19 protein-coding genes are annotated in these 19,674 nt (G+C 71.1%); 9 read left to right on the forward strand and 10 right to left on the reverse strand.

The features are described from left to right. Positions 1-127 precede the first annotated feature (127 nt). Positions 128-736, forward strand: coding sequence for a DUF6346 domain-containing protein (locus V1633_RS14065; protein WP_331214726.1), 609 nt, complete (start codon positions 128-130; stop codon positions 734-736). 193 nt (positions 737-929) lie between these two features. After that, positions 930-2,207 (forward strand): threonine--tRNA ligase, encoded by a 1,278-nt coding sequence (thrS, locus tag V1633_RS14070; protein WP_407952011.1) that lies wholly within the window; start codon positions 930-932, stop codon positions 2,205-2,207. 90 nt (positions 2,208-2,297) lie between these two features. Here thrS and V1633_RS14075 read toward each other — a convergent pair whose 3' ends face one another. The 3 genes from V1633_RS14075 to V1633_RS14085 form a co-directional block, all read right to left on the reverse strand. Next, positions 2,298-3,287 (reverse strand): BtrH N-terminal domain-containing protein, encoded by a 990-nt coding sequence (locus V1633_RS14075; protein ID WP_331214727.1) that lies wholly within the window; start codon positions 3,285-3,287, stop codon positions 2,298-2,300. A 58-nt stretch (positions 3,288-3,345) separates the two neighbouring features. Then, entirely contained in the window at positions 3,346-4,176 is an 831-nt protein-coding gene (locus V1633_RS14080; RefSeq protein ID WP_331214728.1) for a MerR family transcriptional regulator, read from the reverse strand. 168 nt (positions 4,177-4,344) lie between these two features. Then, positions 4,345-4,794, reverse strand: a complete 450-nt coding sequence (locus V1633_RS14085; RefSeq protein ID WP_331214729.1) for a DoxX family protein — start codon at positions 4,792-4,794, stop codon at positions 4,345-4,347. A 90-nt stretch (positions 4,795-4,884) separates the two neighbouring features. On the opposite strand from V1633_RS14085, the gene V1633_RS14090 reads away from it, so the two are divergent. Next, positions 4,885-5,502: a TetR/AcrR family transcriptional regulator gene (locus V1633_RS14090; RefSeq protein WP_331214730.1), complete on the forward strand. Its 618-nt coding sequence runs from the start codon at positions 4,885-4,887 to the stop codon at positions 5,500-5,502. A 78-nt stretch (positions 5,503-5,580) separates the two neighbouring features. Here the strand turns inward: V1633_RS14090 and V1633_RS14095 are convergent, their stop codons facing one another. Further along, the gene (locus V1633_RS14095; protein WP_331214731.1) at positions 5,581-7,020 is read right to left on the reverse strand and encodes a GuaB1 family IMP dehydrogenase-related protein; all 1,440 of its coding nucleotides are present in this window, start codon (positions 7,018-7,020) and stop codon (positions 5,581-5,583) included. 52 nt (positions 7,021-7,072) lie between these two features. Then, complete coding sequence (locus tag V1633_RS14100) at positions 7,073-8,836, reverse strand: acetyl/propionyl/methylcrotonyl-CoA carboxylase subunit alpha (RefSeq protein WP_331214732.1); 1,764 nt, start codon at positions 8,834-8,836, stop codon at positions 7,073-7,075. Between the two features lie 364 nt (positions 8,837-9,200). Between V1633_RS14100 and V1633_RS14105 the strand changes: the two genes are divergently transcribed. The 3 genes from V1633_RS14105 to V1633_RS14115 all read left to right on the forward strand — a co-directional run bounded on the left by V1633_RS14105 (position 9,201) and on the right by V1633_RS14115 (position 11,777). Beyond that, on the forward strand, positions 9,201-9,881 hold the full coding sequence (locus V1633_RS14105) for a PadR family transcriptional regulator (protein ID WP_331214733.1): 681 nt from the start codon (positions 9,201-9,203) through the stop codon (positions 9,879-9,881). A 122-nt stretch (positions 9,882-10,003) separates the two neighbouring features. After that, the gene (locus V1633_RS14110) at positions 10,004-10,960 is read left to right on the forward strand and encodes an ATP-binding cassette domain-containing protein (RefSeq protein ID WP_331214734.1); all 957 of its coding nucleotides are present in this window, start codon (positions 10,004-10,006) and stop codon (positions 10,958-10,960) included. A 52-nt stretch (positions 10,961-11,012) separates the two neighbouring features. Then, positions 11,013-11,777, forward strand: coding sequence for an ABC transporter permease (locus V1633_RS14115; RefSeq protein WP_331214735.1), 765 nt, complete (start codon positions 11,013-11,015; stop codon positions 11,775-11,777). Between the two features lie 158 nt (positions 11,778-11,935). Here V1633_RS14115 and V1633_RS14120 read toward each other — a convergent pair whose 3' ends face one another. From V1633_RS14120 to V1633_RS14140, 5 genes are all read right to left on the reverse strand, one after another. After that, positions 11,936-12,688: a Maf family protein gene (locus V1633_RS14120; protein WP_331214736.1), complete on the reverse strand. Its 753-nt coding sequence runs from the start codon at positions 12,686-12,688 to the stop codon at positions 11,936-11,938. Between the two features lie 143 nt (positions 12,689-12,831). After that, positions 12,832-13,983, reverse strand: coding sequence for a type VII secretion-associated serine protease mycosin (gene mycP, locus V1633_RS14125; protein ID WP_331214737.1), 1,152 nt, complete (start codon positions 13,981-13,983; stop codon positions 12,832-12,834). Continuing rightward, positions 13,980-15,395 (reverse strand): hypothetical protein, encoded by a 1,416-nt coding sequence (locus tag V1633_RS14130; protein ID WP_331214738.1) that lies wholly within the window; start codon positions 15,393-15,395, stop codon positions 13,980-13,982. The genes mycP and V1633_RS14130 overlap by 4 nt, the downstream gene beginning before the upstream one ends. Next, positions 15,388-15,849, reverse strand: coding sequence for a hypothetical protein (locus V1633_RS14135; protein ID WP_331214739.1), 462 nt, complete (start codon positions 15,847-15,849; stop codon positions 15,388-15,390). The genes V1633_RS14130 and V1633_RS14135 overlap by 8 nt, the downstream gene beginning before the upstream one ends. 102 nt (positions 15,850-15,951) lie before the next feature. Then, positions 15,952-16,179 carry an acyl-CoA carboxylase subunit epsilon gene (locus tag V1633_RS14140; RefSeq protein ID WP_331214740.1) on the reverse strand — a complete coding sequence of 76 codons (228 nt, stop codon included), beginning with the start codon at positions 16,177-16,179 and terminating at the stop codon, positions 15,952-15,954. 90 nt (positions 16,180-16,269) lie between these two features. Here V1633_RS14140 and V1633_RS14145 point away from each other — a divergent pair, with 90 nt between their 5' ends. From V1633_RS14145 to V1633_RS14155, 3 genes are all read left to right on the forward strand, one after another. Then, complete coding sequence (locus V1633_RS14145) at positions 16,270-18,348, forward strand: serine/threonine-protein kinase (protein ID WP_331214741.1); 2,079 nt, start codon at positions 16,270-16,272, stop codon at positions 18,346-18,348. 60 nt (positions 18,349-18,408) lie between these two features. Beyond that, positions 18,409-18,672 carry a hypothetical protein gene (locus tag V1633_RS14150; protein WP_331214742.1) on the forward strand — a complete coding sequence of 88 codons (264 nt, stop codon included), beginning with the start codon at positions 18,409-18,411 and terminating at the stop codon, positions 18,670-18,672. Positions 18,673-18,898: 226 nt separating this feature from the next. Next, positions 18,899-19,639 carry a M50 family metallopeptidase gene (locus tag V1633_RS14155; protein WP_331214743.1) on the forward strand — a complete coding sequence of 247 codons (741 nt, stop codon included), beginning with the start codon at positions 18,899-18,901 and terminating at the stop codon, positions 19,637-19,639. Positions 19,640-19,674 lie beyond the last annotated feature (35 nt).

The following is a 19,674-nucleotide window of genomic DNA, read 5'->3' on the forward strand; positions in this document are numbered from 1 at the left end:
AGCCGTGGTCCCCGGGTCCCCCGTTCCTGGTGGCGAAGCGGTTGGCCATCGGGCCGCCGGCGGGTCCCGCGCCGGCGGCCCACCACGCGGTACCTCCCTGCTGAGCAGCACACCCGGTGGAGCGGCGATGGGTTCCGACGAGGAGTTCCGCGAGCGGCTCGCGCGACGCCGCGCGGAGATCGACGAGCAGTTGGCGGATCTGGACCGCGCCGACGAGGAACGGGCCGAGCGGACCCGTGAGCTGGCGGCCAGGCGGGCCGCGATGCCGAGACTGCGCCGCTGGCTGACCGACACCGGCGGGGTGCTGGTGCTGCTGGTGGTCGTCTTCCTCACCGCCGAGTCGGCGATGACGGTGGCCCAGTTCACCGGGCCGGGCTTCGACGAGGACCGCCGGACCGGGCAGGCGACGGTGCGGTCCTGTGAACGTCGCGGTCCGATCGGCGAGGGCTTCGGCTACTGGTACGTCTGCGAGGCCGACGTCGTCTGGAGCGACGGCGATGTCGACCGGATCAGGCCGCACAAGCGGGGCTTCTTCGACGTCTCCGAGATCGGGTCGACGGTGACCATCGGCGACCGGGGCGCCCGCAAGCTCCCGGCCCGCGCCGACCTGCCGCCCCGGCCGCTGGTGCTGCTGGTCGCGTCGGTGCTGGCGATGGTCGCGGTGCTGCTGTCGATGCTGCTGCTCGGCAGCCTCTGGCTGACCGTCAAGGACCGGGTACGGCGACTGCGCCGTTGACCGGCGCCGCTCCGGTGCCCACCCGTGGGCGAAATTCGGCTGCGCCGACAGCGGGTGCGGTCGTAGCGTGACGGGCATGCGCAGCGGGCAGATGACGACGACGCCGGGACACCCCGGCGTGCCGCGCTGACGCACCATTCCGTCGACAGGCCCCGGGGCGATCCGCTCCGGGGCCTCGTCGTGTCCCGGGCGGGTGTCGTCCCGTGCCGTCCTCCCCCTTCAGGCGGGGCGCGGGCCGTACCCGAACCAGGAGACTGTCATGGTCGACCACCGCAAGCTCGGCCGCGAGCTTGAGCTGTTCCACGCCGATCCGCTCTCCGGCGCCGGCCTGCCGATCTGGCTGCCGGCCGGCGCCGCCGCCCGGCACAGCATCGAGGAGTACCTGCGCGAACTGGAGCGGAGGGCCGGCTACCAGCACGTCTACTCGCCGCCGCTGGGCAGGCGCGAGCTGTTCCAGCTCTCCGGGCATCTCGGCTACTTCGAAGACGACATGTTCCCGCCGCTGCGGCTCAGCGACGACGACGAGTTCCTGCTCCGACCGGCGCTCTGCCCGCACCACTGCCTGGTCTTCCGGTCCCGGGGGCGGTCCTACCGGGAACTGCCGCTGCGGGTCGCCGAACTGGGCGCGATGTACCGGCCGGAGCGGTCCGGGGTGCTCGGCGGGTTGAGCCGGGTCCGGGCGATCTCCCTCAACGACGCGCACAACTTCTGCGCCGAGGAGCAGGTCGGTGCCGAGGTCGCCGAGATCCTCGACCTGATCCGGGTGGCCCACGCGGCACTCGGGGTACGACCGGCCGGGTTCCGCCTCTCGCTGCGCGGACCGGGCGAGAAGTACGTCGGTGACGACGGGATGTGGCACCGGGCCGAGAACCTGCTCCGGGACGCGCTGTCCGGGCTGCCGTACGTCGAGGCGGCCGGGGAGGCGGCGTTCTACGGGCCGAAGATCGACATTCAGATCCGGGACGGGGCGGGTCGGGAGCAGACCCTCGCCACCATCCAACTCGACTTCGACAAACCGGCCCGGTTCGACCTGTCCTACACCGACCGGCACGGCCGGCGGGCCCGACCGGTGCTGGTGCACCGGAGTCTGGTGGGCAGCCTGGAACGGCTCTTCGCGTACCTGACCGAGGTGCACGACGGCGCCTTTCCGGCCTGGTACGCGCCGATGCAGGTCCAGGTTCTCCCGGTCGGTCCCGCACAGGTCGAGGCGGCCGAGGCGGTCCGTCGGGCGTACCTGGCGGCGGGACTGCGCGTCGAGTTGGTGTCGGACGGTTCGCTCGGCGCCCGGGTCCGGGCCGCGATCGCCCGCCGGGTGCCGTACGCGGCCGTGGTCGGGGCGCGGGAGGCGGCGGCCGGACAACTGTCGTTGCGGCTGCGCGACGGACGGGAACTGCCGCCGATGGCCGTGGACGCCGCGGTCTCGCTGGTCTCCGCCGTCGTACGGAACCGTTCGGCGGAACTGCTGCGCTGAGCGTTGCCCGGGGCGTCGAGCGCGGTGACCGGCGGGCCGACGACCTCGACCCGGCTCAGTCCGGCGGTGCTGGACGTCTGTGTCGGGTGGTCAGTCGCCGCGCACACCGGCCAGGATCCGCATGGCGTGGCGCTCCCGGTCCGCCAGGTCGGTGAGGATCGCCGAGGCCCGGTTCAGCTGGTCCTGGTCGCCGGTTTCCCCGGCGGCCGCGATGTGCCGGGAGACCTCGGTCCACAACGGGGCGATCTCGGCGTACAGCTGGTGACCGAGGCGGACGTTGTCGTCGTCGACGATCGTGGCGCTCTCGGCGAGGAAGTCGCGGTACATGGCCCGGAACAGGGCGCCGCCGGTCCCGCCGCGTTCCATCAGCGAGGCGGCGAGCGGAAGGTCGCGGGACGGGTCGCTCGACCGGTCGAGCCACCGCGCGACCTGCCGGGCCGCCTTGTTGATGCCGCGGTGACCGAGGTTGGTGATGGGCGGGTTGAGGAAGGTGTGGGCGTTGTCGCGGATGGACGCCCGGATCGCCCTGCCCAGATCGGGCCGGTCGGTGGGACCGGTGACGGTGAAGGAGCGGTTGCGGGCGGTCATCGGTCCGCGTTCGCCGCGGGCCCGGGCCAGGCTGGCCAGCGTGGTCGTCACGGCGCCGCCCTGCTCGGCGGTGTCGATCAGGTAGGCGTGGGTGTCGTCGTAGCCGTACATCGCGACGAAGTGGGCCCCGAAGTGGACCTTCGTGGTGAAGTAGTCCAGGTGGTAGGAGTCCAGTTGCAGGCCGACCGGGCGTCCGGCGGTGAGGGCGGCGGTGACGTTCCGCCAGGCTCTACCGGCTGAGGCGGTCTCCTGGATGTGCAGTGTCAGGCCCAGCCGGTCGGCCACGGCTCGGGTGATCGTGGTCGGTTTGGTGCGGCCGCCGAGGAACGGAAAGTCCATGGTCCTGACATCCCAGTAGACGAAGCCCAGACCCGCGCCGAGGCCGAAGAGCATGGGCTCGGAGAGCGCGACGCCCTCGTGGCGCAGCAGGGCGCCGAGCATGGTCGTCTCGCAGTGCCGACCGGCGGGGAACCCGACGTCATCGATGATCATTCAGTCTCCTGGTTTCCCGGTCTCCCGCGCTCGCCCTGGTGGTCCCGTGGTCTTCCGCTCAGGAGCCCGACGGGGGCCGGACCGGCCAGGTGACCTCCGTGCGGAGCGCGGTCGTGGCTACGCCGGGTGCGGGCGGGACGAGGTAGTGCTCCTCGGCCGGGCCGGCCAGCACCCGGTCGTGCTCGGCAATCCAGCGCCCCAGTGACCGGTAGGCGGTCTCTATGGTGTCGTGGCCGCCCTCGTGGACGGTCGCGGTGAGCAGGCAACCGGGCAGTTCCCCGGCGGTGATCGTCGCGGTCGGCCGGGGCGGGCGCGCCACCGGCACGAACAACTCCACCTCCAGTTCCGTCGCGTCGAGGTCGTCGCTGAGGTAGCGGCTCCCGGCGGGTCCCGCCGGGGCGATTCCCTGCGCGGCGAGGCCGGTGAACAGCCGCGCGAACCCGGGCGCCAGCGTCTCGGCCAACCCGCCCAACGGGGCACGCACCAGGGTGCGGGCGGTGTGCCGGGCATCACGCCACCGTTCGTACACCCCCAGCCAGCCCGACACCCGGCCCGGCTCGGCCAGCACGGCGCCCAACCGCCCGGCGATCTCGTCCAGCCGGGCCGCCCGCGCGGCCACCCGTACCCGGTGCCGCTCGACAACGGCGCGGGCCTGCTCCGGGGTGTCGGCCGCCAGGATCTCGGCGATCTCGGGCAACGGCACCTCCAGTTCTCGCAGCCGCCGGACCAGCCCCGCCCGGGGAAACTGGTCGACGCTGTACCGGCGGTAGCCGGTGTCCGGGTCGACCGAGGCGGGGACGAGCAGACCCAGCCGGTCATAGTTGCGCAGCGCCCGTACGGACAACCGGGTCGCTCGCGCGAACACCCCGATCGGCATCAACCCCGTCACCGACACCTCCGACAGCCTCGACCCTCCCCCTGGGAGAGGGTCAACTCCGGTCCGGCCCCCGCCGCACCGATCACGCAACGAATCATGGACGGGTCCGGCCGGCCGGGTGACACCCATGCTCGCGGGCCCGACCTCGGGCGGCGCGGTGCGGGGGTACCGCCGGTCGGCTCAGGCCGGCAGGAGGAGTACCAGCAGGGCGGCGGCGAGGAAGACGACCTGGATGGCGGTCCGGATGCCGAGCGGCGTCACCGGCCGGCCGCCCAGGGTCAGCCCGCGCCGCGCGGCGGAGACGTTGGCCGGGAACATCGCGAGCATCAGCAGGGCGAGCCCGGCGGCGGTCCAGCGGGCGGTGGCCGGCACCAGCAGACCGACCACCCCGGCCAACTCGAGTACGCCGGTCACCGTGACCAGCAGGGCGGGCCGGGGGAGTGCGGGCGGCACCATGGCGATCAGCCCGTTCCGGCGTGGCGCGGCGAAGTGGGCGTACCCGGTGAGCAGGAACATCAGCGCCAGACCGATCCGGAGGGCGGGTTGCCAGCCGTCCAGGGCGGCGAGCCCGAGGAACCCGGCGAGCCGGGCGGTGAGCGAGCCGACGAGCAGGGCGATCAGCGGAGCCATCACGGTGGTCCCTTCGAGGAGGGGCGAACTTGTCGCCGTAAAGATTGCCTCCGTCGCTATATCTTGTCAATGGCAAGATATGCTGTCGGCATGACCGAGGCGAAGGCGGCCGGACGGCCGTACCATCACGGAGACCTGCGCCGCGCGCTGCTGGCGGCGACCGCCGAGGCGATCGGGGAGTCAGGCCCCGCCGGGCTCAGCCTGCGCGACCTGGCCCGCCGGGCAGGCGTCTCGCACGCGGCGCCCGCACACCACTTCGGCGACAAGGCCGGCCTGCTCACCGCGTTCGCGACCGAGGGCTTCGGCCTGCTCGCCGAGACCCTCGACCGGGTCCGCGAGCGGACCGACAGCCTGCTCGAACTCGGTGTCGGCTACGTCCGGTTCGCGGTCGGCCACCGCGCTCACTTCGAGGTGATGTTCCGGCCGGAACTCTTCCACCCCGACGATCCGGAACTGGTCGCCGCCAAGTGGCGGGCGGCCCGAGCGCTCCAGGCCGGCGTCACCACCCTGCCGGCGGCACCGGAGGGGCCGGCCGCGGCCCGGGCCGGCCTGGCCGCCTGGTCGATCGTGCACGGCTTCGCCACCCTGTGGCTCGGCGGCGCGCTCCCCGTCGACCAGGTCGGAGCTGACCCGGAGGCGGCGTCCCGGGAGGTGCTCCGGCTGCTCTTCACCCTCGGCGAGCCGGGCGACGGCCAGCGACCCGGCTGAACCAGCGGGCGAGGCGGCGGCCGGTGACCCGGTTGGGCCGGACGGCGGTTTCGGCGATCGGCCGTCGGCCGCCCCGGTTCACCAGCTCGTCGGGATCGGCATGCCCTCGGTGAAACCCGCCGCGCTCTGCACGCCGATCAGCGCGTTGTCGTGGAACGCCGCCAGATCCGCCGCGCCCGCGTACGTGCAGGCGCTGCGTACCCCCGCGACGATCTCGTCGATCAGATCCTCCACCCCGGGGCGGGACGGGTCGAGGTACATCCGGGCGCTGGAGATGCCCTCCTCGAAGACCGCCTTGCGAGCCTGGTCGTACGCGCTGTCCTCGGCCGTACGGGCACTGACCGCACGGGCCGAGGCCATCCCGTAGCTCTCCTTGTACCGCCGGCCGTCGGCGTCGGCGTAGAGGTCCCCGGGGGACTCGTAGGTGCCGGCGAACCAGGTGCCGATCATCACGTTGGCCGCTCCGGCGGCCAGCGCCAGCGCGACGTCGCGCGGATGCCGTACCCCGCCGTCGGCCCAGACGTGCCGACCGAGCCCCCGGGCCGCCGCCGCGCAGTCGAGTACGGCGGAGAACTGCGGTCGGCCGACCCCGGTCATCATCCGGGTGGTGCACATCGCGCCCGGCCCGACGCCGACCTTGACGATGTCCGCGCCCGCCTCGACGAGGTCGCGTACGCCCTCGGCGGTCACCACGTTGCCGGCGGCGACCGGCACCGGCGGGTCGAGGGCGCGGACGGCGCGCAGCGCCCGGAGCATGCGTTCCTGGTGGCCGTGCGCGGTGTCCACGACCAGGGTGTCCACCCCGGCCTCGAAGAGGGCGGCGGCCCGGCCGGCGACGTCACCGTTGATGCCGATCGCGGCGGCGATCCGCAGCCGGCCCTTGTCGTCCAGCGCCGGGCGGTAGAGGGTGGCCCGCAACGCCCCCTGCCGGGTCAGCACGCCGACCAGTCGGCCCGCCACGTCCACCACCGGAGCCAGCCGACGGCGTCCCCGGGTCAGCAGGTCGAAGCCGGCCCGAGGATCGGCCTCGGCCGGCACGGTGTGCAGTTCGGTGGACATCACGTGGCGGAGCTGGGCGAACCGGTCCACCCCGACCGTGTCCGCCTCGGTCACCACGCCGAGCGGCCGACCCTCCGGGTCGACCACGATCACCGCGCCGTGCGACCGCTTCGGCAACAGGTGGATGGCGTCGCCGACGGTGTCGGTCGGGCCGAGCGTGATCGCGGTGTCGTGTACCAGGTGCCGCCGCTTGACCCAGGAGATCACCTCGGTGACCACGTCGATCGGGATGTCCTGGGGCAGGACGGTGAGGCCGCCTCGCCGGGCCACCGTCTCGGCCATCCGGCGGCCCGCCACCGCGGTCATGTTCGCCACCACGATCGGGATCGTGGTGCCCGTCCCGTCGCCGGTGGAGAGGTCGACGTCGAGCCGGGACTCCACGGCCGAGCGGACCGGCGCCAGGAAGACGTCGTTGTAGGTCAGGTCCTGCCCGGGCGTCGCACCGCTGAGAAACCGCACCCGGCCATCATGCCCGAGCCGGACCCGGACGATGGCCGGGTACGGCCGGCGTTCACTTGATCACACAGATGGTCGCCCCGGCGGTGAGTACGGCGCCGACCTCGGCGGTCAGCCCGCTGACCACGCCGGCCCGGTGCGCGTGCAGTGGCTGTTCCATCTTCATCGCCTCCAACACCACGACCAGGTCGCCCTCGGCCACGGTGTCGCCGTCGGCAACAGCGATCTTGACGATGGTGCCCTGCATGGGGGAGGTCAGCGCGTCGCCGCCGGCGCCGCCACCGGCCGCACCGGAGCCTCCGGCCCGGCGGGCCGGCCGCCGGGCGCCAGCGGCCGGGGCGACAGAAGGCGCCGTACCCGAGCCGTAGCCGGCGGGAAGGCTCACCTCCAGCCGCTTGCCGGCCACCTCGACCACCACGGTCTCGCGGGCCGGGGTCGGCTCGGCGGCCGGGGCGGGCGCGGTGAACGCCGGCACGACGTTGTCGAACTCGGTCTCGATCCACCGGGTGTGCACCCGGAACGGCGCGTCGGTGAAGGCCGGGTCCCGGACGACGAGCCGGTGGAACGGCAGCGCGGTCGCCATCCCGTCCACCACCATCTCGTCGAGGGCACGACGGGCCCGTTCCAGCGCCTCGGTCCGGGTCTCGCCGGTGATGATCACCTTGGCCAGCAGGGAGTCGAAGTTGCCGCCGACCACGTCACCGGCGGCGACCCCGGTGTCGACCCGTACGCCGGGGCCGGAGGACAGCCGCAGCGCGGTGATCGTGCCCGGGGCGGGCAGGAAACCCCGGCCCGGGTCCTCCCCGTTGATCCGGAACTCGATCGAGTGCCCGCGCGGGATGGGGTCGCTGTCGAACCGGAGCTTCTCGCCGGCCGCGATCCGGAACTGCTCCCGGACCAGGTCGATCCCCGCGGTCTCCTCGGTCACCGGGTGCTCGACCTGCAGACGGGTGTTGACCTCCAGGAACGAGATCGTGCCGTCGAGACCGACGAGGTACTCCACCGTGCCGGCGCCGTGGTAGCCCGCCTCCCGGCAAATCGCCTTGGCGCTGGCATGGATCCGGGCCCGCTGCTCGTCGGTGAGGAACGGTGCCGGGGCCTCCTCGACCAGCTTCTGGTGCCGGCGCTGCAGCGAGCAGTCCCGGGTGCCGACCACGATCACGTTGCCGTGCTGGTCGGCGAGGACCTGCGCCTCGACGTGCCGGGGCCGGTCCAGGTAGCGCTCGACGAAACATTCGCCACGGCCGAACGCGGCGACCGCCTCCCGGGTCGCCGACTCGAACAGCGCCGGGATCTCGTCCATGGTCCGGGCCACCTTCAGCCCCCGGCCGCCGCCACCGAACGCGGCCTTGATCGCGACCGGCAGCCCGTGGTCGACCGCGAAGGCCAGCACCTCGTCCGGGCCGCCCACCGGGTCCGGGGTGCCGGGGACCAGCGGGGCACCGGCCCGCTGCGCGATGTGCCGGGCGGTGACCTTGTCACCGAGGTCACGGATCGCCTGCGGGCTCGGCCCGATCCAGGTCAGGCCGGCGTCGATCACCGCGGCCGCGAAGTCGGCGTTCTCGGAGAGGAACCCGTAACCCGGGTGTACGGCGTCCGCCCCGGACCGGGCGGCCACGTCGAGGAGCTTCTCCATCCGCAGGTACGTCTCCGCCGCGGTCTCGCCACCCAGCGCGTACGCCTCGTCGGCGAGGGTGACGTGCAGTGCGTCCCGGTCGGAGTCGGCGTAGACGGCGACGCTGGCCAGCCCGGCGTCCCGGCAGGCCCGGACCACCCGGACCGCGATCTCGCCCCGGTTGGCGATGAGTACCTTGCGCACGCGGCTGCTCCTCCTCGTGTTGCGGATCGCTCGTGTGGCGGACCGCTCCTGTTGCGGACGGCTCGTCTCGCGAACCGCTCCTGTCGCGGACCACTTCCGGCCCGGACCGCTCCGATGGCGGGCCGTGCCGGTCGCGGATCGTGGACGGCCACCCGCTCGACGGTGGCTGGGTGCAGTCACCTCGGCGAGGGCGGCTTCCGGGGTCGCCGGACGTCCGGCGCGGTTTGCCAGGACATTGTCGGTGACCGGACGCGTCGCCGACGGCTGGGGTGTGGCGTCTGAGGGCAGGTGTGGCTGACGTCTCTCCGCCGCCCGTCGGGTGGCGACAGGATGTTAGTCAAGTTTGGCTATTACGCTTCACTGTGTGTCAAGTACCCGAATGATGATTCTCGGCCTGGTGCGGTGGATGCAACCGGTGCACGGCTACGACGTCCGCCGCGAGCTGCTGAGCTGGGGTGCGGACAAGTGGGCGAACGTGCAGCCCGGCTCGATCTACCACGCACTGCGCAAGATGACCGAGGAGGGGCTGCTGCGGGAGGTGGCGACCGAGCAGGTCGGCGCCCGTCCGGCCCGGGTCACGTACGAGGTCACCGCGAAGGGCGAGGAGGAGTTCCAGAACCTGTTGAGGGCTCAGTGGTGGGATCTCGCCCAGGTGGTCGACCCGTTCTCGGTCGCCTTCTCGTTCCTGCCCGCGCTGCCCCGGGAGGAGGCGTCGGCGGCGCTGCACAATCGGGCCCGGTTGCTGCGGGCCGAGATGGCGAGCCTGCAGGCCGCGATGGACTCCGGGTGGATGCGGCAGGGGAAGCCGATCCATGTGACCTGGATGTGGCAGCTGGCGATCGCCCGGGCGAAGGGGGAGGTCGACTGGTGTGAGCGGGTCGCCGACCTGATCGACGCCGGGGTGTCGTACCTGCCGGAGAACTACACGGAATTCGCCGGCTGGGAGCGGTTCGCCGAACTCGACGCCGAGAACACCTGGCCGGCCGGGCTGCCCGGGTCGGCCGCCGCTGACGACGGTGGAGCGGAGTCGGATAACAAGCAATAATCAACGTTGACTAAAAAAGTTATATCGCGTTAGCCTGCCTCCGAGCGTTGGGGTGGGCGCCGGTCGGCGTGGCCCCGGGGGAGCGGTCGGCGGAGAGCCGACCCGGCCAACCAGGAGTGGGAATGATCGAAACGAGGGGCCTACGGAAGTCGTTCCGGTCCCGGCAGGGCAGAACGCAGAAGACCGTCGACGCGGTACGCGGCGTCGACCTCGTGGTCGCCGAAGGCGAGATCTTCGGCTTTCTCGGGCCGAACGGTGCGGGCAAGACCACCACGCTGCGGATGCTCGCCACCCTCATCGAGCCGGACGGCGGCGACGCGATGGTCGCCGGCGCCAACCTGCGTACCGAGCCCGGTGAGGTGCGGCGCCGGATCGGCTACGTGGCCCAGGGCGGCAGCACCTGGGACGAGTCGACCGCCCGGGAGGAACTCGTCCTGCAGGCCCGGATGTACGGCATCGGCAAGGCCGAGGCACAGCAGCGGGCGACCCGCGCCCTGGCGGCGTTCCAGCTCACCGAGTACGCCGACCGCAAGTGCCGGACGTACTCCGGCGGTCAGCGCCGCCGGGTCGACATCGCGCTCGGCATCATCCACGAGCCGAAGATCGTCTTCCTGGACGAGCCGACCACCGGCCTCGACCCACAGAGCCGCGCCCACATGTGGGACGAGATCCGCCGGCTGCGGGCCGACGGGATGACCGTCTTCATCACCACGCACTACCTGGACGAGGCGGACGCGCTCTGCGACCGGATCGCCATCATGGACCACGGCGAGATCGTCGCCGAGGGCACACCGGCGGAGCTGAAGCGGGAGATCTCCGGCGACGTGGTGCTGGTCGCCATCGAGGGCGCGGCGTCCGCCGCCGCCAAGGTCCTGGAGACCGAGCCGTACGTCAGCCGCCTGGAGACCACCGACGAGGGCGCGGTACGGCTCTACGTCAACGACGGCTCCCGGGACATGCCGCAGATCCTGCGTTGCCTCGACGCGGCCGGCGTCACGCTCACCTCCATCGAGCTGCACCGCCCCAGCCTCGACGACGTGTTCCTCACCAAGACCGGGCGTTCGCTGCGCGAGTCCTGACCGCCGCCGCACGCCCCTGACGCTGCCCTGCCTTCCCGATCAGGAGACCTTGATGAAGTTCGCCCGCGACACCTGGCTGATCTTCCAACGCCAGTTCCTGCTACTGGTCCGCCAGCCCGTCTGGCTCTTCGTCGGCATCTTCCAGCCGGTGATGTACCTGCTGCTCTTCGCCCCGCTGCTCAAGCCGGCGCTCGGCTTCCTGGGGGTGACCACCAACGCCGAGGCGTACCGGATCTTCGTGCCCGGGCTGCTGGTGCTGCTCGCCATCTTCGGCGGACTGTTCCAGGGCTTCGGCCTGATCGCCGAACTGCGGGCCGGAGTCATCGAACGGTCCCGGGTGACGCCGGTCAGCCGGTTGGCCCTGCTGCTCGGCCGGTCCCTGCGGGACGTGGTCTCGCTGATCGCCCAAGCGATCATCATCACCCTGCTGGCGCTGGCCTTCGGACTGTCGGTGTTCATCCTGGACCTGCTGCTGACGTACCTGATGCTGGCGCTCATCGCGCTGATGACGTCCGCCCTGTCGTACGGGATCGCCCTCGTCGTGAAGAGCGAGGACGCCCTGGCGCCGCTGATGAACACGATCGCCCAACCGGTGCTGCTGCTCTCCGGGATCCTGCTGCCGCTGGCCGGCGCGCCCGGCTGGCTGCAGGGCATCGCGGACTGGAACCCGTTCTCCTGGGCGGTCGACGGCGCCCGGGCACTCTTCGCCGGAGACCTGGGCAACGACTCGGTCTGGCAGGGCCTCGGCATCATGACGGTGATCACCGTCCTGGCGGTGGGCTGGGCGGCTCGCGAGTTCGCCCGCAGCGTCCGCTGAACCGGCACCTGGCCAGGGGTGACTCGACTGGTCGGACAGGGGAGCGGCAGCGGTGTGCCGACCTCCCCGGTCCGGGCGGCCCCGACCACCCCGGGCCAGGTGCGTGCCAGGACCGATGAGTGGCGCGCGCGGGACAGTCGGCGCGGCGGTACGGCAGGTCAGCGTGAGCCGGGCCGTACCGGGCTGACCGTCCAGAGGTCGGTGATCCGTACCCCGAACTCGCCGAGCATGCCGCGCAGCAGCGGCAGCGAGAGCCCGATGACCGTGCCCGGATCGCCCTCGACGCGTTCGACGAACGGGCCACCCAGACCGTCCAGGGTGAAGGCCCCGGCCACGTGCAGCGGCTCGCCCGTCGCCACGTACGCGTCGATCTCGTCGTCAGTGACCTCGGCGAAGTGCACGGCGGTGCCGGCGACCCGACCGACTTCGCGGCCGGTGGTGAGCTCGACCAGGCTGTGCCCGGTGTGCAGTACGCCGCTGCGGCCCCGCATGTTGCGCCAGCGCCGGACCGCCTCGTCGGCGTCGGCCGGCTTGCCCAGGATTTCCCCGTCGAAGGCGAGTACCGAGTCGCAGCCGAGGACCAGGGTGCGCGGCTGGCCGTTTTCCGTGCCGCCGCTGCCACCGTTTTCCCGGCTGCTGCCGGAGCCGGTCTCCCTGCTACTGCTGCCGGTGCCGGTGCCTGTCTCCGTGCTGGTGCTGCCGGCGATGGACGGGTCGAGCCGATCGGCAACCGCCCGCGCCTTGAGCCGGGCGAGCGTGAGGCTCAGCGCCTCCGGGGTCGAATGGTCGACCTGTGACTCGTCGACCCCGCTGACCAGGACTTCCGGCTCGATGCCGGCGGCTTGCAGGAGCTTACGTCGGGCCGGGCTCGCCGAGGCGAGCACCAGACGCGGCCGGATTGTCGTACCCACGGCGGCCTACGCTACCCGCCCGCCTGGCGAGCCTCGGCCCGGCGGGCGGGATTCGTCCCGTCGCCGGCCCGTCGGATCGCCGGTACCGCCCGTCAGGTCGCCGGCCGTCCGCCAGTTCGCCCGCCCGTCCGATCACCGGCCTGTCAGTAGGGCGGTCGGGGCGCGGTCCGCTTCTTCCGCCGTACCAACATGACGATCAGGAACGCGATCAGCAGCCCGAAGAGCACCACCGCGGCGCACCCGACCAGCGCGATGGTGGTGAGGACGTTGCCCGCGCTGCCCCCATCCGGTGCGGCGCTGCTGCTCCGGGTCTGTTCCGGCGTGGCGGCTCCGGTCGGCTGCGCATCGCCTTCCAGCGGCGGTACGTCCGCCGTCAGCGCGGCGACGATGTCGAGTACGCCGTAGCCGTACTCCTCGTCGCGTCCAGGCGCGCCCTTGTCGTCGGCGGTCGCCGTCAACCGGTGCACGACCTCTTTAGCCGACAGGTCCGGGTACCTGCTCCGAACCAACGCCGCAGCCCCAGCAACAATCGCGGCAGCGTTCGAGGTTCCCCAGGTGTCGCTGTAACGCCCGCCCCGGGATGTGCTTCGAATATCGATCCCAGGAGCTGTGATTACTATCTTGTTTCCTGTAACTGAATGATCGGCCAGACGCCCTTGGCGATCGATAGATCCTACCGCGACCACACCGTCGAAGGCCGCAGGGAAAGGGACAAGAAAGTCGGCGGGCCTATTCCCTCCTGCGGCGACAACGACGATGTCGGCGGCTATGGCTGCCTCAATCGCGGCGCGGAGACGAGAAGTAGAAGACAAGCCTGCCGAGATGTTGATTACGTCCGCGCCCTGCGCCGTTGCCCACTCTATTGCCTTAGCTGCGTCATCGGGCCCGATCGTCTTCTTGTCGGCCGCGTCCTGAACTGGGAGGATCTTCGCCTTCGGGGCGATGCCCAAGGCGCCACTACTTCCGCGACCATGAGCCGCTACTAAGCCAGCCATACCTGTTCCGTGGCCGCCGGGGTCGCCATCCTGACGGCCATCGCCTGAGCCGCCCGAGTAGGTGGCGGTTCCCGGCAATAGATTGTTGCGCAGGTCAGGGTGCGGGTCGACGCCGGTGTCGATAACGGCAACCGTAACCCCCTCGCCCTGGCTGATCTTGTGAACTTCAACGGTTTTGAGATAGCGCAAATGCCACTGGTCATCGCGGATCTGATCGGCCTGGGCCGTAGTGGCGGGTAGGACGGCGACGGCCGTGGCGCAGAGGAGCGCCACGGCCGCGCGGGTCGTGCGAACGATCACCGGTTGTAGCCGATCGCCGGGCCCGGATCGATCCGACCGGTCGGACGGGACGGCATCATGACCGGGGCGACGCCTTCATCGGTCTCCCAAGGGTTGTCGGGATCCCAGTGCTGGTTGTTCTCCTCGTCCTGCTTCTGGGCGCCAGCGCGACTGCTCGGCGGCACGCCGAGGTTTTGACCAGGACTCATCGGGTTGCGTCCCATGCCAGCTCCTGGCCTGCCGGCGCCGCTGGCCGGTACTCCACCCATGCCTGGCCGCTGACCGGCCCCGCCGAGTGGCGTTGTGCCCGCGCTGCCACCAGCGCCTCCGCCGCCGATGACGCCGCCGATGGGGTTGATCCGCCGCGCGGCTCCGGCTCCGGGTGCTGGTTGTCCCAGTCCAGACCCGGGCGATCCGCCGATCATCCCGCCCGGCGGCATCGCTCGTGGAGGCAATCCCCCGCCGTTACCCAGGCCGGTCTTGGGCCCGCCTTGGCCAAGATTCGACGAGTTGGGATATCCGGGGGTTGGCGGCAGACCCGGTGGCTTGGGGCCTGGCGGCAACCCCGTGCTGGGCGGTGGGAATGGGCCAGGGAGGCCAGGTCCAGGAGTAGGCGTCGGTGAAGGCGTAATGATCGGTGACGGCGTCGGTGAGACAGTTGGTGGTGTCAGTGTGCTTGTATTTCCGAGGACAGGCCCAACACCCGGCGCGGTCTGTGTCGGTACGACGGTGTGAATGGCAGGTGTTGGTGAAGTTGTGTAGGTGGCGCTACCCCCGCCTGTCGGCATGGGTGCCACCGGAGGCAGGACGGGCGGGTAAGAGTTGCCCATCGGGCTATCGTTGACGTCGTCGCCGCCCGTTCGGCCCCCACCCTTTTCTAATACCGGAGGCTTCTGGAGGCGTACCTGGGCGCCTGCGAGTTCGCCGCTCAGCGAGTACATGATGCTGCGGGCTTTGTTGTCGACCGCGTCCAGGTCCGACTGCTTCACCTCGTCCTTGAAGATGGCGAGCAGCGGGTTGGTGTCCTCGTAGTCCTTCTTCGCCCGTTCCTTTTCCTCGTATTCCCGGAGGACGGGTTCGAGGTTGCGCCGCGCCTCGGAGACGGCCAGCGTGATGTTCGAAAGAGTTTGATGGTTGCTGCTTGACGTGTCGTAGACGCCCTGCACCACGTTGATGAGGTCGTCGAGGCGCTCGACGTACGCCCGGGCAGCCTCGTTCTTCTCCGGCGGCCAGGCCTCGGCCAGCCCGTCGCGGTACTGCTTCAAACGCGACAGGTGCATCGAGCTGAGGTCTGCGGTCTTCTTCCAGGCGCTGACCTGCTTCCAGTAGGGCTCGGTGTCCTGATTGGCCAGCCTCGCCCACATCTCTCGGGTGTTGAAGCCGTACCAGTTGGTCGATCCGGCGTATCCGCCGCCTCCGCCCGCGTCAAGCATTCGAACCCCCCGTGGTGTACGTGTTGCCCTGTGCCGGTGGCGTGGCCTCGGTACCCGGCGCCGGGGGCGCGCCCACTCCGCTCTGGTCCAGGGCTCGCTCGACCTCGGTCACCCGCGCATGCGAGAACGCGTCGGAGTTGCTGTAGTTCTTGCTCACCGTCTCGGCAGCCGTGGCCATCCTGCCCGTGCCGTCGCCGATCTCCCAGATGCGGTCGGAGAAGTCCTGCTGGACGGTTCGGTGGGCCTGCATGAAGTCGTACAGCTCAGGGAAGCCCATCGGCGTCGGGAGATTGGGCGTCATGTCGCCCTGGACCTGCTCCATGTGCGGCACGTAGTTCTTCTGCACCTCGGCCATGAGGTCCTTGGCGAACTGCTCCATCTGCTGGATGTCGGCTTCGATGGATCCGCCGTAGTCCCGCAGCCAGGCTGGGCCACGGTCTTCGTCAGGTATCACGTGATCTCCCCAGGTGCTACATACTGCCCCACATCAAGGTTAGTGGGTGTGAGCCAGCCAGGGCAGCCCCGTAAACGACGTGGGACGCGTGACCCGGTGCGGTCAGTGGGGAAGGCCGGAGACCCGCCACGCGTCGCGGCCGGTACGGGTGGGTAGGCCGGACGGAGACACCGTACCGGGACGGCCGTGCCGGGCCCAGGTTGACACGGCGGCGGAACGCACCGATGTGGCCGGTCGCGGGCGCAGCACGAGCGCACCGACCAGAGCGGCCAGTTCCTCGGCGGTCGGGGTGCCTCGGACCACCCGGAGCAGCGGTTTCTCGTCAGCCATGAGCTTCAGGGTACGTTGCCTGAGTTGGTGGACGTCTCAGATAGGCGTGCCGCGAGTGTGACCGGATGTGGCGTTGGGTACCGTCCCTAGGTGTCCAGTGCGCCCCCGCAACTCATTGCTGACCGTTACCGGCTTGTCGAGCCGCTTGGCCAGGGCGGCATGGGTCGTGTCTGGAAGGCGCGCGACGAGGTGCTGCACCGCGACGTCGCGATCAAGGAGCTGGTCCCGCCGCCGGGACTGACCGAGGATGAACGCCGCGAGATGCGGGAGCGCTCGCTGCGGGAGGCTCGGGCGATCGCCCGGCTCAACCACGCGAACGTGGTCCGCGTCTTCGACGTGCTGCGCACGGACGGTGATCCGTGGATCGTGATGGAGTACATCCCGTCGCGCTCGCTGCAGGACGTCCTCGCCTCCGACGGGCCGGTCTCGCCGGCCAGGACGATCGACATCGGGTTGGGTGTGCTGGGTGCGTTGAAGGCCGCGCACCGGGCCGGCGTGATGCACCGGGACGTGAAGCCGGGCAACGTGCTGCTCGGCGACGATGGACGGGTCGTCCTGACCGACTTCGGTCTGGCGACCGTGCCGGGTGACCCGAACGTGACTCGTACCGGCCTGGTTCTGGGTTCGCCGGCGTACATCGCTCCGGAACGGGCCAAGGATGGCACGTTCGGGCCGGAGGCCGATCTCTGGTCGCTGGGCGCGACGCTCTACGCGGCGCTCGAGGGGCAGTCCCCGTTCGCCCGGCCGTCCGCGATCGCGACGTTGGCCGCGCTGGCCACCGAACCGCCGCCGGTGTCCCGCCGGGCCGGACCGCTCAAAACGGTGCTGGCCGGGCTGCTGCAGAAGGACCCGGCGCTGCGGATCGACGCGGAGACGGCCGAGCGACTGCTGCGCCGCGCCGCGGGTCGGCGCGGGCGCCCCGGGTTGTCGCTGCTTGACGGCGTACGACGCCCGGGCCCCAACGGTCCGCGTGTGCCGCGTACCCCGATCGTGCCGGTGCCGGCGCCCCGACCGGCCCAGGAGGAGTCGGGGGCGCCCACCGCCGCGTCGCCGCCTCCGCCGGCCGCCACGTCCGACGCGTCCCCGCCGTCGGTTCCGGTCATCCCGGCGCCGGCCGCCGACACCGCCCCGTTCTCGGTTGAGGACAACAACACCGGGCAACCGGAGCAGACCGCGCCGGCGCCGACCGATTCGGCGACCGGTGTGGAGGAGACTCGGCCGGCGGCCGAGCCGACGGTTGTCGTACCGGCGGGGGGAGCGACCGGGGAGACGGCCGAGCCGGACCCGGAGCCGGAGCCGACCTCGGACCCGCCGAGGTCTGACCCGGCGCCGACCGAGGTGGTCGCCGCGGCCGCTCCGTCGACCGGTCGCGCGCCGATCCCGACCGGCGCCGCCGTGGCGTACGACGGAGAGCGCCCCGCCCGTAACCCGCTGGCCGCGATCGGCGGCGACAACCACAAGGTGTGGCTGATCGGCGGACTGGTCGTCCTGGTGCTGCTGGCGATCGCGGTGATCGTGCCACTGGTCAGGGGTGGCTCGGGCGACGAGAACGGCGGCGGGACCGACCCGGTCGCGAACCGCACCAGCCAGGCGGCGAATCCGCCGGCCCCGACGGGCAGTGCCGCACAACCTCCGGCCCCGACGAGCACACCCGCCGCCCAACCTTCATCCACCCCGACGGGGCAGCCCGGCGGCAGCGGACAGGAGTTGCCGCCCGGCTGGCGGCTGCACAAGGATTCGACCGGTTTCTCCGTTCCCGTGCCGGAGGGTTGGACGATGCGGCGGCAGAAGTACGGTCGGGCGGCCGACGAGGTCCGGGTCTACTTCGAGGATCCGAAGAGCCGGCGCATGCTCCTCATCGACCAGACGAACAGGCCGCTGGCGGACGCTGAGGCGGACTGGCGGCGCCAGGAGCAGTCCCGCAGGGGCAGCTACCGCAACTACGAGCGGGTGAACATCGACAGCGTGGACTACTGGCTCAGGGCGGCCGACTGGGAGTGGCGGTTCGACGACGACGGTGTCCGGCTGCAGGTCCGCAACCGGGGTTTTGTCACGGCCAAGGACAAGGGGTACGCGATCCGTTGGGACGTCCCGGCCGACGACTGGGACGAGAACCTCAAGAACTTTGAGATCATCGCGGACGGCTTCAAGCCCGTACGGGCGGACTAGACACGCATGACCCTCCTTCCGTCGGGGTAGTGATGATCTCGACGGAAGGAGGTACGACTGATGAGCTTCCGATGTCGTGCGAAGAAGCCGAGCATCGCGCTCTGGATGCTGGTCGCCGTCGGTGACCTGGCACTGCTGGTGGCGAGTCTCGGCGTGGTCGCGTTGATTGTGCTCGTGGGTGTCGTGACCGTGGCCGTCGGTGCCGTGGCTGGATGGCTGGTGCTGCGCCGCGGTGAGCCGAACCGCAACCTGGTGCCTGCCCGGGCGACGGGCGCGGTGTCGAGCCGACCGAGCGCCGGTGCGGTGACCCACCGGTTCCGCTGAACCAGAGCTGATCGGAACAGTAGGCATCGGCGGCAGCAGGATCAGTTGTCGACCGTACGGTGACAACCGGTCCCGCTGCTGCCGATCCATCCGTTTGCCGCTTCTGCGGCTGGCCAGTTCTGCTGCGCCGAACCGCCGGCCCACGCCCACGGCGGTTGATAGGGGGCCCTTTCCCTACAGAAAGCGCTAACAGGGGCCCTTCCTTACATGCAGTAGGCTCGCTCGGATGTCGATCGACGGGCTGTCGGAGCTGTGGGGCAGGTTGTTCGGCGCGCAACCGGATCCGCCGGCGTTGCTGGTGCTGGTCACCGGCCTGGTGGCGCTCGGTGTGGTGCTGACCCGGGTGCCGTGGCGAATTGGACGCAACGCCATCACGATCGCGCACGAGGGCGGACATGCCCTTGTCGCGCTGCTCACCGGCCGCCGACTGCAGGGCATCCGGCTGCACTCGGACACCTCCGGACTGACCGTGTCGGCCGGCAAGCCGACCGGACCGGGCATGGTCCTCACCCTGCTCGCCGGATATCTCGCGCCGTCGCTGATCGGGCTGGCCGGTGCGTGGCTGCTCGGCGGTAACCGGATAACCCTGTTGCTGTGGGTCGCGGTCGCGCTGCTGCTCGCGATGCTGGTCATGATCCGCAACGTCTACGGCATCGTCTCGATCGTGGTCACCACGGCGGTGGTGCTCGGCGTCTCCTGGAAGGCGTCACCGCAGGTACAGGCCGCGTTCGCGTACACCGGGGTATGGTTTCTGCTGCTCGGGGGCGTACGGCCGGTGGGCGAGATGCAGACGCAGCGTCGACGTGGACAGCTGTCGCAGTCGGACGCCGACCAGCTCGCCTGGTTGACCGGGGTACCCGGTCTGGTCTGGGTCGGGTTCTTCGGCGTGGTCAACCTGATCGTGCTGCTTGCCGGGGCGGCCCTGCTGGCCGGTCCGATCCTGAACGGCGTCAGCCTGCCGGGTTGACCTGGACGACGAGCAGTCGAAACCGGGCTGACCGG

It is taken from the genome of Plantactinospora sonchi, assembly GCF_036422035.1.
Lineage (GTDB): Bacteria > Actinomycetota > Actinomycetes > Mycobacteriales > Micromonosporaceae > Plantactinospora > Plantactinospora sonchi.

What these genes read in the sequence shown, in the direction of transcription:
- V1633_RS14065 (WP_331214726.1), top strand. Translation starts at nt 128, where the DNA reads ATGGGTTCCGACGAGGAGTTCCGCGAGCGGCTCGCGCGACGCCGCGCG.
- V1633_RS14075 (WP_331214727.1), bottom strand. Translation starts at nt 3,287, where the DNA reads ATGATCATCGATGACGTCGGGTTCCCCGCCGGTCGGCACTGCGAGACG.
- V1633_RS14085 (WP_331214729.1), bottom strand. Translation starts at nt 4,794, where the DNA reads ATGGCTCCGCTGATCGCCCTGCTCGTCGGCTCGCTCACCGCCCGGCTC.
- V1633_RS14090 (WP_331214730.1), top strand. Translation starts at nt 4,885, where the DNA reads ATGACCGAGGCGAAGGCGGCCGGACGGCCGTACCATCACGGAGACCTG.
- V1633_RS14110 (WP_331214734.1), top strand. Translation starts at nt 10,004, where the DNA reads ATGATCGAAACGAGGGGCCTACGGAAGTCGTTCCGGTCCCGGCAGGGC.
- V1633_RS14115 (WP_331214735.1), top strand. Translation starts at nt 11,013, where the DNA reads ATGAAGTTCGCCCGCGACACCTGGCTGATCTTCCAACGCCAGTTCCTG.
- V1633_RS14130 (WP_331214738.1), bottom strand. Translation starts at nt 15,395, where the DNA reads ATGCTTGACGCGGGCGGAGGCGGCGGATACGCCGGATCGACCAACTGG.
- V1633_RS14140 (WP_331214740.1), bottom strand. Translation starts at nt 16,179, where the DNA reads ATGGCTGACGAGAAACCGCTGCTCCGGGTGGTCCGAGGCACCCCGACC.
- V1633_RS14150 (WP_331214742.1), top strand. Translation starts at nt 18,409, where the DNA reads ATGAGCTTCCGATGTCGTGCGAAGAAGCCGAGCATCGCGCTCTGGATG.
- V1633_RS14155 (WP_331214743.1), top strand. Translation starts at nt 18,899, where the DNA reads ATGTCGATCGACGGGCTGTCGGAGCTGTGGGGCAGGTTGTTCGGCGCG.